The sequence below is a fragment of the Polaromonas sp. P3_C2 genome (assembly GCF_056402675.1).
The window spans coordinates 1-523 of sequence record NZ_JBFUGX010001273.1 but is presented as its reverse complement, the minus strand read 5'-3'; the positions used below and the strand labels follow the sequence as shown (position 1 = coordinate 523).

Genomic DNA, 523 nt, shown 5'->3' with positions numbered 1-523 from the left:
ATATCGAGCTTGCCGTCCGGGCCTTTCAGGGCGGCGATTTCAGGAATTTTCTGCAGCTCGCGCGCCAGATAGTCGTCGGTGACGTGGGCAGCAGCAGCAACCACGCGGTCGCGTACCAGCCGCTCCAGCGTCGCGTAGCGTGCTTGTGGTGTATCCAGCAGCTTGACATCAATCGACGGCATGGAAGCGCGTATGCGCTGGACCTCGCTCTGGTGAGCCTGATCCCATTCGGGCTGCGTGATGTCTTTTCCGTCGACAACGGCAACAACCCCCCTGTTGTTCCCGGAGGGACCATTGCTGTTCATGCCCACCAATATAAAGGACGGAACAATCAGCAAAAACAGCAACGCCATGGTGACTTTGGTGTGCTTGCGAATGAAATCAAACATCTCGAACTTCCTGTGCTGCAACAGCTTTACGAACAAACCGGGAGCCAACAACAAAAAAGGCGAACCATGTTCGCCTTTTTTCGTGGGTGGTGGGTGCTGACGGGCTCGAACCGCCGACCTACGCCGTGTAAGGG

1 protein-coding gene is annotated in these 523 nt (G+C 56.6%); it reads right to left on the bottom strand.

Features of this window, described 5'->3' with window-relative positions; translation table 11 throughout:
- A partial coding sequence (locus AC1DWI_RS26030) for a SurA N-terminal domain-containing protein (protein WP_477726313.1) occupies positions 1 to 389 on the bottom strand: 389 nt, incomplete at its 3' end.
- Between the last annotated feature and the right edge of the window lie 134 nt (positions 390 to 523).